Annotated in this window: 11 protein-coding genes; 4 read left to right on the top strand and 7 right to left on the bottom strand. The window is 53.2% G+C overall.

Features of this window, described 5'->3' with window-relative positions; genetic code table 11:
- Nucleotides 1–8 precede the first annotated feature (8 nt).
- Both ltaE and poxB read right to left on the bottom strand, forming a co-directional pair.
- Complete coding sequence (gene ltaE / locus FDX11_RS03550; RefSeq protein ID WP_038641868.1) at nucleotides 9–1,010, bottom strand: low-specificity L-threonine aldolase; 1,002 nt, start codon at nucleotides 1,008–1,010, stop codon at nucleotides 9–11.
- Nucleotides 1,011–1,046: 36 nt separating this feature from the next.
- Nucleotides 1,047–2,765: a ubiquinone-dependent pyruvate dehydrogenase gene (poxB, locus tag FDX11_RS03555; protein WP_137397498.1), complete on the bottom strand. Its 1,719-nt coding sequence runs from the start codon at nucleotides 2,763–2,765 to the stop codon at nucleotides 1,047–1,049.
- Nucleotides 2,766–2,918: 153 nt separating this feature from the next.
- Here poxB and FDX11_RS03560 point away from each other — a divergent pair, with 153 nt between their 5' ends.
- The gene (locus FDX11_RS03560; protein WP_042307402.1) at nucleotides 2,919–3,353 is read left to right on the top strand and encodes a DoxX family protein; all 435 of its coding nucleotides are present in this window, start codon (nucleotides 2,919–2,921) and stop codon (nucleotides 3,351–3,353) included.
- 67 nt (nucleotides 3,354–3,420) lie between these two features.
- Here the strand turns inward: FDX11_RS03560 and hcr are convergent, their stop codons facing one another.
- From hcr to aqpZ, 4 genes are all read right to left on the bottom strand, one after another.
- Nucleotides 3,421–4,389 (bottom strand): NADH oxidoreductase, encoded by a 969-nt coding sequence (hcr, locus tag FDX11_RS03565; protein WP_042307404.1) that lies wholly within the window; start codon nucleotides 4,387–4,389, stop codon nucleotides 3,421–3,423.
- 10 nt (nucleotides 4,390–4,399) lie between these two features.
- Nucleotides 4,400–6,052 (bottom strand): hydroxylamine reductase, encoded by a 1,653-nt coding sequence (hcp, locus tag FDX11_RS03570; RefSeq protein WP_042307407.1) that lies wholly within the window; start codon nucleotides 6,050–6,052, stop codon nucleotides 4,400–4,402.
- A gap of 155 nt (nucleotides 6,053–6,207) precedes the next feature.
- Nucleotides 6,208–7,107, bottom strand: coding sequence for a lysine exporter LysO family protein (locus FDX11_RS03575; protein ID WP_042307409.1), 900 nt, complete (start codon nucleotides 7,105–7,107; stop codon nucleotides 6,208–6,210).
- 143 nt (nucleotides 7,108–7,250) lie between these two features.
- Nucleotides 7,251–7,946, bottom strand: coding sequence for an aquaporin Z (aqpZ, locus tag FDX11_RS03580; RefSeq protein ID WP_042307410.1), 696 nt, complete (start codon nucleotides 7,944–7,946; stop codon nucleotides 7,251–7,253).
- Nucleotides 7,947–8,317: 371 nt separating this feature from the next.
- On the opposite strand from aqpZ, the gene FDX11_RS03585 reads away from it, so the two are divergent.
- Nucleotides 8,318–9,976 (top strand): ATP-dependent endonuclease, encoded by a 1,659-nt coding sequence (locus FDX11_RS03585; RefSeq protein WP_079223501.1) that lies wholly within the window; start codon nucleotides 8,318–8,320, stop codon nucleotides 9,974–9,976.
- Here the strand turns inward: FDX11_RS03585 and FDX11_RS03590 are convergent.
- Nucleotides 9,973–10,920 (bottom strand): VirK/YbjX family protein, encoded by a 948-nt coding sequence (locus tag FDX11_RS03590; protein ID WP_137349922.1) that lies wholly within the window; start codon nucleotides 10,918–10,920, stop codon nucleotides 9,973–9,975. The genes FDX11_RS03585 and FDX11_RS03590 overlap by 4 nt on opposite strands.
- 160 nt (nucleotides 10,921–11,080) lie before the next feature.
- Between FDX11_RS03590 and macA the strand changes: the two genes are divergently transcribed.
- Complete coding sequence (macA, locus tag FDX11_RS03595) at nucleotides 11,081–12,196, top strand: macrolide transporter subunit MacA (RefSeq protein WP_042307415.1); 1,116 nt, start codon at nucleotides 11,081–11,083, stop codon at nucleotides 12,194–12,196.
- Nucleotides 12,193–14,139: a macrolide ABC transporter ATP-binding protein/permease MacB gene (gene macB, locus FDX11_RS03600; protein WP_042307417.1), complete on the top strand. Its 1,947-nt coding sequence runs from the start codon at nucleotides 12,193–12,195 to the stop codon at nucleotides 14,137–14,139. The genes macA and macB overlap by 4 nt, the downstream gene beginning before the upstream one ends.
- Nucleotides 14,140–14,147 lie beyond the last annotated feature (8 nt).

The raw sequence follows: 14,147 nt of genomic DNA on the forward strand, positions 1-14,147 counted from the left end.
CCATCTCCTTAGCGAGTTAAAAAAGCGCGCCAGTGGGCGGCGACTTCGGCAAGTTGTTCACGCGATACGTCCAGATGCATCACCAGGCGTACAATTGGGGAGGCGTTAATCAGTACGCCTTGCGCCTTCATATACTCGCCCAGCGCAGCAGCGTGCTCTTCGCCAACGCGGACAAACAGCATGTTGGTATCGTGACGCATGACGTCTGCGCCTGCTTCGCGCAGCTGTTCCGCCATCCAGGCCGCATTGTCATGGTCTTCCTGTAAACGCGCCACGTTATTTTTCAACGCATACAGTCCGGCCGCCGCCAGAATCCCGGCCTGACGCATTCCGCCGCCGGTCATTTTACGCCAGCGGATAGCACGTTTGATGTAGTCGTGACTACCGACCAGCAGTGAGCCTACCGGCGTCCCCAGACCTTTGGAGAGACAAATGGTGAACGAGTCGCAGTATTGCGTGATCTCTTTCAGCTCACAGCCGTAAGCAACGACGGCGTTAAAAATACGCGCGCCATCAACGTGCAGAGCCAGATTGCGCTCACGAGTGAATTCCCAGGCATCTTTCAGATACTCGCGTGGCAGCACTTTGCCGTTGTGGGTGTTTTCCAGACTAAGCAGACGTGTGCGGGCAAAATGGATATCATCCGCTTTGATTTTTGCCGCCACTTTGTCCAGCGGTAAGGTGCCATCCGGCGCGGCATCGATAGGCTGCGGCTGGATGCTGCCGAGCACCGCAGCGCCACCCGCTTCGTAGAGATAGTTATGTGCGCCCTGGCCTGCGATATACTCTTCACCGCGCTGACAGTGGCTGAGCAGCGCAACCAGGTTCGCCTGAGTGCCGGTAGGTAAGAAAATAGCAGCTTCTTTGCCAGAAAGCTCAGCAGCGTATTGCTGGAGAGCGTTAACGGTAGGGTCATCTCCGTATACGTCGTCCCCGACCGGGGCCGCCATCATCTCTTCCAGCATGGCGCGGCTCGGCCGGGTTACGGTATCACTGCGTAAATCAATCACGGGCATTCCTTTTTTAGTGAGGTAATGCCCTCTGTTTTACCTGAGCCAGTTAGTTTTCGCCAGTTCCATCACTTCATCACCGCGTCCACTGATGATTGCGCGCAACATATACAGGCTAAAACCTTTCGCTTGTTCGAGTTTGATCTGCGGCGGGATGGCTAACTCTTCTTTCGCCACCACCACATCAACCAGTACCGGACCGTCAATCGACATCGCCCTTTGCAGTGCCTCATCGACCTCTGAGGATTTCTCCACACGAATGCCCGTAATGCCGCAGGCTTCGGCAATCCGCGCGAAGTTGGTGTCGTGCAGCTCCGTACCGTCGGTCAGATAACCGCCAGCCTTCATCTCCATCGCCACAAATCCCAGTACGCTGTTGTTGAAGACGATAATCTTTACTGGCAGCTTCATCTGGACAACCGACAGAAAATCGCCCATCAGCATGCTAAAACCACCGTCACCGCACATGGCGATGACCTGGCGTCCCGGTTCGGTCGCTTGTGCGCCGAGTGCCTGTGGCATAGCGTTCGCCATCGACCCGTGATTAAACGACCCGAGAAGGCGACGTTTGCCGTTCATTTTCAGATAGCGTGCAGCCCAAACCGTTGGGGTACCAACATCGCAGGTAAAGATAGCGTCGTCAGCGGCAAAATGGCTGATCTGCTGCGCCAGATACTGCGGATGAATGGCTTTATCGCTCGGTTTGGCTAAATCATCCAGACCCTTGCGCGCCTCACGATAGTGCTCCAGCGCTTTGTCTAAAAACTTCCGCTCGGTTTTTTCCTCCACCAACGGCAACAGGGCGCGGAGAGTGGATTTAATATCGCCCACCAGCGCCATATCAACTTTACTGTGCGCGCCGATGCTCGCCGGATTGATATCAATCTGAATAATTTTGGCGTCGGTAGGGTAGAACGGGCGATAGGGAAACTGGGTGCCGAGCAGGATCAGCGTGTCGGCATTCATCATGGTGTGGAATCCGGATGAAAAGCCAATCAGCCCGGTCATACCGACGTCGTACGGGTTGTCGTATTCGACGTGCTCTTTACCCCGCAGGGCGTGGACAATCGGCGCTTTGATTTTTGCCGCAAACTCTACCAGTTCTTGATGCGCACCGGCACAGCCGCTGCCGCACATCAGGGCGATATTGCTGGAATAACGCAGTAGTTGCGCCAGTTTTCTGAGTTCTTCTTCTTCCGGGGTGACGACCGGGAGTGGCGCATGATACCAGTGCGTGCTGGCGCTTTCCGGCGCGGGCTTCAGCGCGACGTCGCCGGGTAATACCACCACCGAGACGCCACGATTTAATACGGCTTTACGCATGGCAATGGCGAGTTCCTGCGGGATCTGTTCAGGGCTGGAAACCAGCTCGCAATAGTGGCTACATTCGCGGAACAACTCTTGCGGGTGGGTCTCCTGAAAATAACCGCTGCCGATCTCACTGGAAGGGATATGTGCGGCAATCGCCAGGACCGGAACATGGTTGCGGTGGCAATCAAACAGACCATTGATCAGGTGTAGGTTGCCCGGTCCACATGAACCGGCACAGACGGCCAGTTCGCCGGTTAGTTGCGCTTCTGCGCCAGCGGCGAAGGCGGCAACTTCTTCATGACGGGTCGGCATCCAGTCAATCGTTCCCATGCGGTTGAGACTGTCACTGAGGCCATTTAATGAATCACCCGTTACGCCCCAAATGCGTTTAACGCCAGCTTGTTCGAGGGTTTTAGCAATAAAAGCGGCAACCGTTTGTTTCATGGTTTTCCATCTCCTTTAATGTGATACCGGTTACAAGTTTAGATGAAGATGATAGTTATGCTTCTCATTTCCCCCTTATTTTCGGCAGCTTACATTTCGAGCAGATAACGCGTAGTTTGATATCTGGCATGGTGAAACAAGGAATGAATTCAAATGGTTACTAAACTATTAAATGCAGTTAACCGAACGCTGACTCATGAAGACTTTGGCAAGTTTCTGTTACGCATCGCCGTTGGTGGATTGATGCTGTTTCATGGCTTACATAAATTGTTCTCCGGTATTGATGGCATCAGCGGCATGCTGGTAGCGAAAGGTTTTCCGGGCTTTATTGCTTACGGCGTTCTGTTGGGGGAAGTCGTTGCGCCTTGCCTGATTATCCTTGGGATCCTGACCCGTCCGGCGGCGTTGGGGCTGGCCTTTACGATGGTGGTGGCATGGCTGATGGTCGGGATGGGCGAAACCTGGTCACTGGATAAAACTGGCGCATGGGCGATTGAGAGTCTGGTGTACTTTTTTATCGGTGCGCTGGCTGTCGCGTTTTTAGGGGCGGGGCGTTTCTCGGTGGCAAGGAATTCGGCCTGGCGGTAAAAAAAGGCCGGATATGGCGTAAACGCATTATCCGGCCTGGAGCAGCTACGAAGGGGTATTTTATAGGTTAAGCGAGTACTAAATCACCCTGCGGATGACAGGAGCAGGCCAGTACATAGCCTTCGGCTATTTCTGCATCCGTCAGCGTCATGGTGCTGCTGACCGTGTAGTTACCGTCAACCACTTTGGTTTTGCAGCAGCCGCAAACGCCCGCACGACATGCGGCAACGACCGGCACTTTATTGCTTTCCAGCGCTTCCAGCAGCGTACTGCCCACCGGCGCGTAAAACTCTTTTGCCGGTTGCAGCTTGGTGAACTTCAGACCGCTGGTGGCGGCCTCGGCAACCGGCGTGAAGAACTGCTCTTTAAAGAAGCGCGTCACGCCCAGCGCTTTGACTTCTTTTTCGACCAGATCCATATACGGCGCCGGGCCGCAGGTCATCACGGTACGAGAGACCAGATCCGGCACGCTTTTCAGCAGATCGGTCGTCAGTCGGCCAGAAACAAAACCGTGGGTGGCATTGTTTTCAGCGACTAAGGTCACCGGATATTCGCGCCATTCGTCGGCAAAAATAACATCTTGCGGTGAACGAACGTTAAAGATCACCTGCACATCGGCCTGTGGGCGGTACTTTGCCAACCAGCGACGCATTGACATGATTGGCGTAACGCCGCAACCGGCAGCCAGCATCAGGAACTTATCTTCCGCCTTATCTTCACAGGTAAATTCACCCATGGCATCGGACAGCCAGATATAGTCGCCGCGCTTCACGTCGCGGGTCAGCCACTGTGAGCCTGCACCATCGTCAATCCGGCGAACAGTCAGCGTGATGTACTCGCTTACTCCCGGTGTAGATGAAATGGTGTAAGCACGCAGGGTCTCCGCTGAATTACGTACGCTGACCAGTGCATACTGCCCGGCGCGGTACGGATAATAGTCGTGGCACAGCAACGAAATTGTCCATACATCCGGCGTTTCCTGATGGATGTGATGCACCTGCATCCGCCATGGGCACTGATGAGTTGGCATTGTCATTCTTTACTCCTTACGCGCTCAGCAGCTGCTTCATGTCTTCTTCAACGGTGGTTACGGAACGCAGGCCGAATTTTTCGTTGAGCACAGCCAGCAGATCCGGCGTAAAGAAGCCAGGCGCAGTCGGGCCAGTGACGATGTTTTTCACGCCCAGCGACAGCAGGGTCAGCAGAATCACAATCGCTTTCTGTTCAAACCAGGAGAGCACCAGAGACAGCGGCAGATCGTTTACGCCGCAGCCCAGCTTCTCTGCCAGAGTGACCGCCAGGATGATGGCAGAGTAAGCATCGTTACACTGACCGGCATCGACCAGACGCGGCAGACCCTCGATATCGCCGAACTCCAGTTTGTTGAAACGGTATTTACCGCACGCCAGGGTCAGGATCAGGCAATCGTCCGGTACGCTGGTGGCGAAGTCGGTGAAGTAGTTACGTTCGCCGCGCGCGCCGTCGCAGCCGCCGACCAGGAAGATGTGACGCAATTTTTCACGGCTGACCAGGTCGATTAAGGTATCAGCAGCGCCCAGCAGCGTCTGGCGACCGAAACCTACGGTGATCAGGTGCGGGATTTCGCTGTACGGGAAGCCAGCCATCTGCTGCGCCTGAGCAATAACCGGACCGAAGTTGTCGCCTTCGAGGTGGCTCACGCCCGGCCAGCCGACGATGCTACGGGTCCAGATACGGTCGTCGTAAGCACCCACTGTCGGGTCGATGATGCAGTTAGAGGTCATCACGATTGGGCCTGGGAAGCGAGCGAACTCAACCTGCTGGTTCTGCCAGCCGCTGCCGTAGTTACCGATCAGGTGTTTGAACTTACGCAGTTCCGGGTAGCCGTGTGCTGGCAGCATTTCACCGTGGGTATAGACGTTAACGCCGGTACCTTCAGTCTGCTCCAGCAGGTTGTAAAGATCTTTCAGGTCGTGACCGGAGATCAGGATGCATTTACCAACGGTTGCTTTAACATTGACCTGAGTCGGCGTCGGGTGACCGTATTTGGTGGTTTCACCGGCGTCCAGGATGCTCATTACTTTGAAGTTCATCTGGCCGATTTCCATAGAACACTCCAGCAGAGCGTTCATGTCGGAAGGCCAGGTTCCCAGCCACGCCATGATTTTGTGGTACTGAGCATAGATGTCGTTGTCGTACTGGCCGAGAACGTGCGCGTGTTCCATATAGGCCGCCGCACCTTTCAGACCGTACAGGCACAGCAGGCGCAGGCCGAGAATGTTCTCGCCAATCGTCGCTTTGTCTTTGTTCGGGGTAAATTCCGCTGCCTGACGTTGCAGATCGCCCAGATCGTCGCTGACCAGTTGCAGGTCCGCCATCGGGTTGTCGACCGCTGCGTTCGCATCAATGTTCAGACATTGTGCTTTCAGCGCTTCACGCAGGGCAATCGCTTCGCGGGCATAGCCGACGATACGCGGGGAGTCGAAGTTAACGTTGGTCAGGGTAGAGAAGAACGCGCGCGGGGCAAAGTTATCAATTTCATGGTCGATGATGCCGTATTCACGCGCTTTAACAGCCCATGCAGACAGACCTTGTAGGGAAGCAATCAGCAGATCCTGCAAATCGGAGGTTTCAGCCGTTTTACCGCACATACCCTGCGCGTAAGAGCAGCCGTTCCCTGCCGGAGTACGGATGGTTTGTTCACATTGCACACAAAACATGGTCACACCTTTTAAAGTTATATTTAATATACATGTTTAAGGTTATGCCTGTGCGCGCAGGGATAAAAGGGATTTCTGCTACAACTTGCAAGGAGATTGATTTAGCGCAATTTTGGCGGTAGCTGACTACCGCCAGAGAGGTATTTGAGTGAGGGTCAGGCGGAGAAAAATGCCATCAGCAGAGGGACTAACAGACTCAGGATAAAACCGTGCACGATGGCTGCCGGAACCATTTCCAGTCCGCCGCTGCGTTGTAAAACTGGCAGGGTGAAATCCATCGATGTGGCCCCGCATAGCCCCAACGCGGTAGAGCGACTGCGGCCCACCATGCCGGGAATCAACATAATGGCAATCAGTTCACGCGCCAGGTCATTAAAAAAGGCGGCACTCCCAATCACCGGCCCGAACGACTCGGTTAACAGAATACCGGACAGCGAATACCAGCCAAAACCTGACGCCATCGCCAGCGCGGTTTTTACCGGCAGGCCGAGGATCAACGCATTGATAACCCCCGCCAGCATCGAACTGGCGACGACGACGACGGCCACAATCATGCCCCGGCGATTCAACACGATTTGCTTGAGGGTCATGCCGCTGTTGCGAAGTTGAATCCCCACCAGGAACAGTAAAAAGATTAATGTATATTCGCTGGCTTCGGTGGCGTGCTGCAAAAAGGAAAGACCGGTGAGACCCAGCAGGAAACCCACCACAACAACCCCGCAAAGCTGGAGCGACTCAAACGCCATCGCGATTCGCGACGGGAGTTTCTCTTGCTGGTGGTTATGCCGCCAGGGCAGTGAACGCTCCAGCCAGAATAGCGCGGCGATATTACACAGCAAAATGACCGTCACGCTGACAGCAGAATAATGAAGTATGGCTAACAGGTTACTGGCGAGATTATCCAGAAACGCCAGGCTGATGCCCATAAAAAAGAGAATAAGGTAGACGATCCAACTCAACAGGCGATTGATGAGTTTTAATGCGCCCATATGCCGAAGTGGAATAAGGTAGCCCACAATAAGGGGAACCAGAATGATTAACAGCCCTGAAAACATGAAAGCCCGATCCTTGCTGAGATGTAAGACGAAATGCGCCAGCACACACTACTCAATGCAAAGAGGGGAGTAAAGTTGCAAATAAAAGGAAATATAGAGAGGAAAAAAAAGACCTGACTTTCGCCAGGCCTTTTTGTTATCGATTAATCACGTTTTTCCAGCAGAGTGCGGTAAATAAGACCGCCGAGAACCCCACCGATAATCGGCATAACCCAGAAGAACCACAATTGTTGCAATGCCCAGCCGCCCTGGAAGATGGCAACTGCAGTACTACGTGCCGGGTTTACGGAGGTATTAGTGACTGGAATGCTGATCAAGTGGATTAATGTTAACGCCAGACCAATCGCAATAGGTGCAAAACCTGCCGGAGCATGTTTGTCGGTTGCGCCGTGGATCACTAATAAGAAGCCAGCGGTAAGAATAATTTCAATTACAACAGCAGAAAGCATGGAATAACCGCCTGGTGAATGATCACCAAAGCCGTTCGAGGCAAAACCGCTGGCGGTTGCATCAAAACCTGCTTTACCGCTGGCAATAAGATACAGGGCCGCTGCTGCAACAATACCGCCCACAACCTGCGCAATAACATATCCAATAACGTCTTTCGCCGGGAAGCGACCGCCAGCCCATAAACCGAAGGTCACTGCCGGGTTAAAATGGCCACCTGAAATATGGCCTACGGCATAGGCCATAGTTAATACGGTCAGACCAAATGCCAATGCGACACCGGCAAATCCAATTCCCAATTCCGGGAATGCTGCGGCCAGTACTGCGCTACCGCACCCACCAAAGACGAGCCAAAACGTACCGAAGAATTCGGCTGCTAATTTCCTGAACATAACCACCTCAATTAAAAGTTCCGGGTTTGTGTTCCTTGCCCGGTAATTCATCGCTTAAAGGGACGATGATGAAAGAGCGGGTATTTTAGAAAAAAACATCATCCCTTCGCCAGTTAAATTGATGAAAAAATTTGATTTAAGGCAATATGTCGTGATTCCTTTTTGAATATTCGATGAATGAAGCATAGTTCAATTAGCTAAAAATGATGATTGAGCTTAGAAATTATAATCACAGGGAAACATAAGAAGAATATTCTTAATTTTTTTGGTTTCTGCGATTAACCTCCTGATGATATCGGGTGCTCTGAGCGCCCGGTTAACGTTATACTCCTGATAACTTGAAGGAAAAAGTTAGCATTTCCGGAGGCTATATGATTCTCGAACGCGTTGAGATTGTTGGATTTCGTGGTATTAACCGCCTGTCGTTGATGCTTGAGCAGAGTAACGTGCTGATTGGGGAGAACGCGTGGGGTAAGTCCAGTCTGCTGGATGCTCTAACCTTGCTGCTGTCGCCGGAATCTGATTTGTACCATTTTGATCGTGAGGATTTTTGGTTCCCGCCGGGGGATATACAGGGCCGGGAACATCATTTGCACATTATCCTGACGTTTCGAGAATCTCAACCGGGTCGTCATCGGGTTCGTCGGTACCGTCCTCTGGAAGCCTGCTGGACGCCGTGTAACGATAGTTATCACCGTATATTCTATCGTCTGGAGGGCGAGTGTGCGGATGACGGGACTGTCCTGACGCTACGTAGTTTTCTTGATGGCGATGGTCATCCGTTAGAGCTCGACGACATTAACGATCTGGCGCGTCATCTCGTGCGCCTGATGCCTGTGTTGCGTCTGCGTGACGCGCGTTTTATGCGGCGCATTCGTAACGGTACGGTGCCGGATTCGGCGGATGTTGAAGTGACCGCCCGCCAGCTGGATTTTCTGGCGCGTGAACTGGCTACCCGACCACAAAACCTCACTGATGGGCAGATTCGTCAGGGGCTGTCGGCCATGGTGCAGCTATTGGAGCACTATTTTTCTGAGCAGGGTTCTGGTCAGTCCCGCTATCGCCTGATGCGTCGCCGCTCCAATAACGAACAACGTAGCTGGCGCTATCTGGATATCATTAACCGCATGATTGATAAGCCCGGCGGACGAACGCATCGCGTTATTCTGTTGGGACTGTTCTCGACGCTGTTGCAGGCCAAAGGCACGTTAAGGCTTGATAAAGATGCCCGGCCTTTATTGCTGATAGAAGACCCGGAAACGCGTTTACATCCCATCATGTTGTCGGTTGCCTGGCACTTGCTGAATCTACTTCCTCTCCAGCGGGTGGCGACCACCAACTCCGGTGAGTTGCTGTCTCTCACGCCGGTGGAACATGTTGTCCGTCTGGTACGTGAATCATCCCGGGTAGCCGCCTGGCGGCTGGGACCGGGTGGGATCAGCGCGGAGGACGGTCGGCGTATCGCTTTCCATATTCGTTTCAATCGTGCATCTTCGCTGTTTGCCCGCTGCTGGCTGCTGGTGGAAGGCGAAACGGAAACCTGGGTCATTAACGAGCTGGCCCGCCAGTGCGGACATCACTTTGATGCGGAAGGTATTAAAGTCATTGAATTTGCTCAGTCAGGTCTCAAACCACTGGTTAAGTTTGCCCGCCGGATGGGAATTGAATGGCACGTGCTGGTCGATGGCGATGAAGCCGGGAAAAAGTATGCCGCCACGGTGCGCGGTTTATTGAATAACGACCGAGAGGAGGAGCGCGATCATTTAACCATGCTCCCCGCGCTGGATATGGAACACTTTATGTATCGCCAGGGGTTCGCCGATGTCTTTCATCGCGTTGCGCAGATCCCGGAAAACGTGCCAATGAATATGCGCAAAATTATCTCCAAGGCGATTCATCGGTCGTCAAAACCGGATCTGGCGATCGAGGTGGCGATGGAAGCAGGGCGGCGTGGCGTAGACGCCGTCCCTACTTTGCTGCGTAAAATGTTTTCCCGCGTGCTGTGGCTGGCACGCGGCAGAGCGGATTAGTGACGAAACATCGACGACAGCTGCGCGTGGATGCTGTCCAGTAGCTGATAGCGACGGCGGTATTCTGCGCGTTTTTTACTGGCAATCTCCGCTTCGCTTTTTCGAGCCAGCGCACGCGGAATATGATAGTACCCGCGGCTGTCGCACTCGCCGCCAAGCGACGCCCAAAATGCGTTGTAGTCGGAAAGAATCACTTTGTTTTGATCGTGGTAACGCGGACTGCGAAAGATATGCTGTTCATTACTGACAGCCATTACCTTTTCGATATTCAATTGTTCTGCCAAACGACAAATGGCTTCCATAACAAGGCGTTTGGGGAATATTCCGTGGCAGGATTTGGTCGCTTTTTGTGTTGCTTCGTGCGGAAGTTGTGAATTGCCCTGCATGCCGCCAATAAATAATGTACTTTTCCCATTATATTCGCAGAACGTAAATGTCATTTTAGTCAGTTCGTCACCCTCGCCATTTCGCACCAGAATGGTACTTTCACCCTCTTTATCGAGTACCGGAAACATCATCATGGTCACGGTAAATATCTCGTTATCTTTGCCTTCAATTTGCGCCAACTGTAAGCCGTCATGACTTAATAAGGCGTTAAATTCACCAGGCAAGAATGCATTGCGGATAACATGGTAATGAAAACGCACCGCATCTAATCGCATTCTACGATCGAAGTTGGCGGCAAGGTAAGGACGATGCAGACGAACGGGTAGCCGGGGTTGACGGGCGAGGACGTTTTCAAGCTCCGGCCACTGCGCCAGTTCAGTCATCCATTCCCGGGTAAGGCGAGGTATCAGTAATGAACGCCAGATAAACTTACGCCGAAAGCTCCGTTTATCCCAACACTGTGCAGGCCGTAACTGACCGCGGCTCAGGCTGTAAAAAAGGCCAAGGCTGGTGATGGGTTTGGTGGAAAGAAAAGCGCTTTCAGTTAGTTGACTCATAATATAAATCCGATTGATACCCTGGCATTAATTTCAGCACAGTGGATCTTAACCATTCATCAATAACTCTGTTATTCTTGCGCTTTTCAACGGCTATTTATTTAACGTTGACGTTTAACACTCCACTCTGATGGACGTATTGGGGGAAATTGGGACATTTATGAAGCTCAAGGGAAAAATCAAAAAACGCTATTTTATCTTCGCCATCATCCTTATTGTGGCGATAATTGCGCTATGGCGTACGCTTAATGCGCCTTTACCTCAGTATCAAACGTTAATTGTTCGTCCCGGCGATCTCCAGCAGAGTGTACTGGCTACCGGAAAACTGGATGCGCTGCGTAAAGTTGACGTCGGGGCGCAGGTCAGTGGGCAGTTAAAAACGCTGTCGGTCGCGATTGGCGATAAAGTAAAAAAAGATCAACTGCTTGGCGTTATCGATCCTGAACAGGCGCAAAACCAGATCAAAGAGGTTGAAGCGACGCTGATGGAATTACGCGCCCAGCGTTTACAGGCTGAAGCCGAGTGGAAGCTGGCGCGAGTGACGCTTTCCCGTCAGCAGCAGTTGGCGAAAACCCAGGCGGTTTCACAACAGGATCTCGATACCGCGGCTACCGAGATGGCGGTCAAACAGGCGCAAATTGGCACCATTGATGCACAGATTAAGCGTAATCAAGCCTCTCTTGATACAGCCAGGACCAACCTTGATTACACCCGCATTGTAGCGCCAATGGCGGGTGAGGTTACGCAAATAACCACTCTGCAAGGACAAACCGTTATTGCCGCCCAGCAGGCACCTAACATTCTGACGTTAGCAGACATGAGTACCATGCTGGTGAAAGCGCAGGTTTCCGAGGCGGATGTTATTCACCTGCATCCCGGACAAAAAGCCTGGTTCACTGTCCTCGGCGATCCGCAGACGCGCTACGAAGGTACGCTGAAAGATGTCCTGCCGACGCCGGAAAAAGTGAATGACGCGATTTTCTACTATGCCCGCTTTGAAGTGCCTAACCCGAAAGGGATCCTGCGTCTGGATATGACCGCACAGGTCCATATTCAGCTCACGGATGTCAAAAATGTCCTGACCATCCCGCTATCGGCGCTGGGCGATCCTATTGGCAATAATCGCTATAACGTCAGGCTGCTGCGTAACGGTGAAACCCGCGAGCGTGAGGTGGTGATCGGCGCGCGCAATGACACCGATGTGGAGATTGTGAAGGGGCTGGAAGAGGGAGATGAAGTCATTACTGGCGAGGGCAATCCTGGGGCAGCGAAATGACGGCATTGCTTGAGCTGAGCAATATCCGCCGTAGTTACCCGTCAGGCGAAGGGCAGGTCGAGGTGTTAAAGGACGTTTCCTTGAGCATTCAGGCCGGTGAAATGGTGGCGATTGTCGGCGCGTCTGGTTCGGGTAAATCGACGCTGATGAACATTCTCGGCTGTCTCGATAAGCCTACCAGCGGCACGTATCGGGTGGCCGGGCGCGATGTCTCCACCCTCGATAGCGATGCGTTAGCGCAACTGCGACGCGAGCATTTTGGTTTTATCTTCCAGCGTTATCATTTGCTGTCGCATTTGACCGCCGCGCAAAACGTTGAGGTGCCAGCGGTCTATGCCGGGACAGAACGTAAGCAACGTCTGGCTCGTGCGCAGGAATTACTCCAGCGGCTGGGGCTGGGCGACAGGGTTGATTATCAGCCATCCCAGCTTTCCGGTGGCCAGCAGCAGCGGGTCAGCATTGCGCGTGCGTTGATGAACGGTGGGCAGGTGATTCTTGCCGACGAACCCACCGGGGCGTTGGATAGCCATTCTGGCGAAGAGGTGATGGCGATTTTGCATCAGCTTCGCGATCGCGGACATACGGTGATTATCGTTACGCACGACCCGCAGGTGGCCGCGCAGGCCGAGCGCGTAATTGAAATTCGCGACGGAGAGATTGTACGCAACCCGCCGCCGCACAAATCTCCTGGCGGACGCGAAATCTCCGTGCCGACAGTGAAAACAGTGTCGGGCTGGAGTCAGTTTATCAGTGGTTTTCGCGAAGCGCTCACCATGGCCTGGCTGGCAATGGCTGCGAATAAGATGCGTACGCTGCTGACCATGCTAGGGATCATCATCGGTATTGCTTCGGTGGTTTCGATTGTGGTGGTGGGGGATGCGGCAAAACAGTTGGTGCTGGCAGACATTCGCGCTATCGGTACCAATACCATTGATATCTATCCCGGCAAAGATTTCGGCGATGACGATCCGCAGTATCAACAGGCGCTGAAATATGACGATTTAACCGCGCTGCAGAAACAGCCCTGGGTAAGTTCGGTGACGCCTGCGGTGTCGAAGAACCTGCGGCTACGCTACGGTAATATTGACGTGGCTGCCAGTGCGAACGGCGTTAGCGGCGACTATTTCAATGTCTATGGCATGACGTTTAGCGAAGGGACCACCTTTAACGCTGAGCAGCTTGCAGGTCGGGCGCAGGTGGTGGTGCTCGACAGTAATACCCGACGTCAGTTGTTCCCCAATAAAGCGAAGGTGGTGGGCGAAGTCATTTTGGTGGGAAATATGCCTGCTACGGTGATTGGCGTTGCAGAGGAGAAACAGTCGATGTTCGGCAGTAGTAAGATCCTGCGGGTCTGGCTGCCTTACAGCACCATGTCCGGGCGAATTATGGGGCAATCGTGGCTGAACTCAATCACCGTGCGGGTGAAGGACGGTTTTGATAGTGCTCAGGCTGAACAGCAGCTTACCCGCCTGTTGTCGTTACGCCATGGGAAGAAAGATTTCTTTACCTGGAATATGGACGGCGTCTTGAAAACCGCCGAAAAGACCACACGTACATTACAACTCTTCCTGACGCTGGTGGCGGTCATTTCGCTGGTGGTAGGTGGAATCGGCGTGATGAATATTATGCTGGTTTCGGTAACCGAACGAACGCGCGAGATTGGCATTCGTATGGCGGTTGGCGCGCGCGCCAGTGATGTGCTGCAACAGTTCCTCATTGAAGCGGTGCTGGTATGTCTGGTTGGCGGCGCGTTGGGTATCACGTTGTCGATGCTGATCGCCTTTACGCTACAGTTATTCCTGCCCGGCTGGGAAATTGGCTTCTCACCCGTTGCGCTGCTTACGGCATTCCTGTGCTCAACCGCTACCGGCATTTTGTTTGGCTGGTTACCGGCGCGTAATGCGGCCCGGCTCGATCCGGTAGATGCGCTGGCGCGGGAGTAATACTGTCG

Source organism: Citrobacter sp. wls714, from assembly GCF_005281025.1.
GTDB lineage: Bacteria > Pseudomonadota > Gammaproteobacteria > Enterobacterales > Enterobacteriaceae > Citrobacter > Citrobacter werkmanii.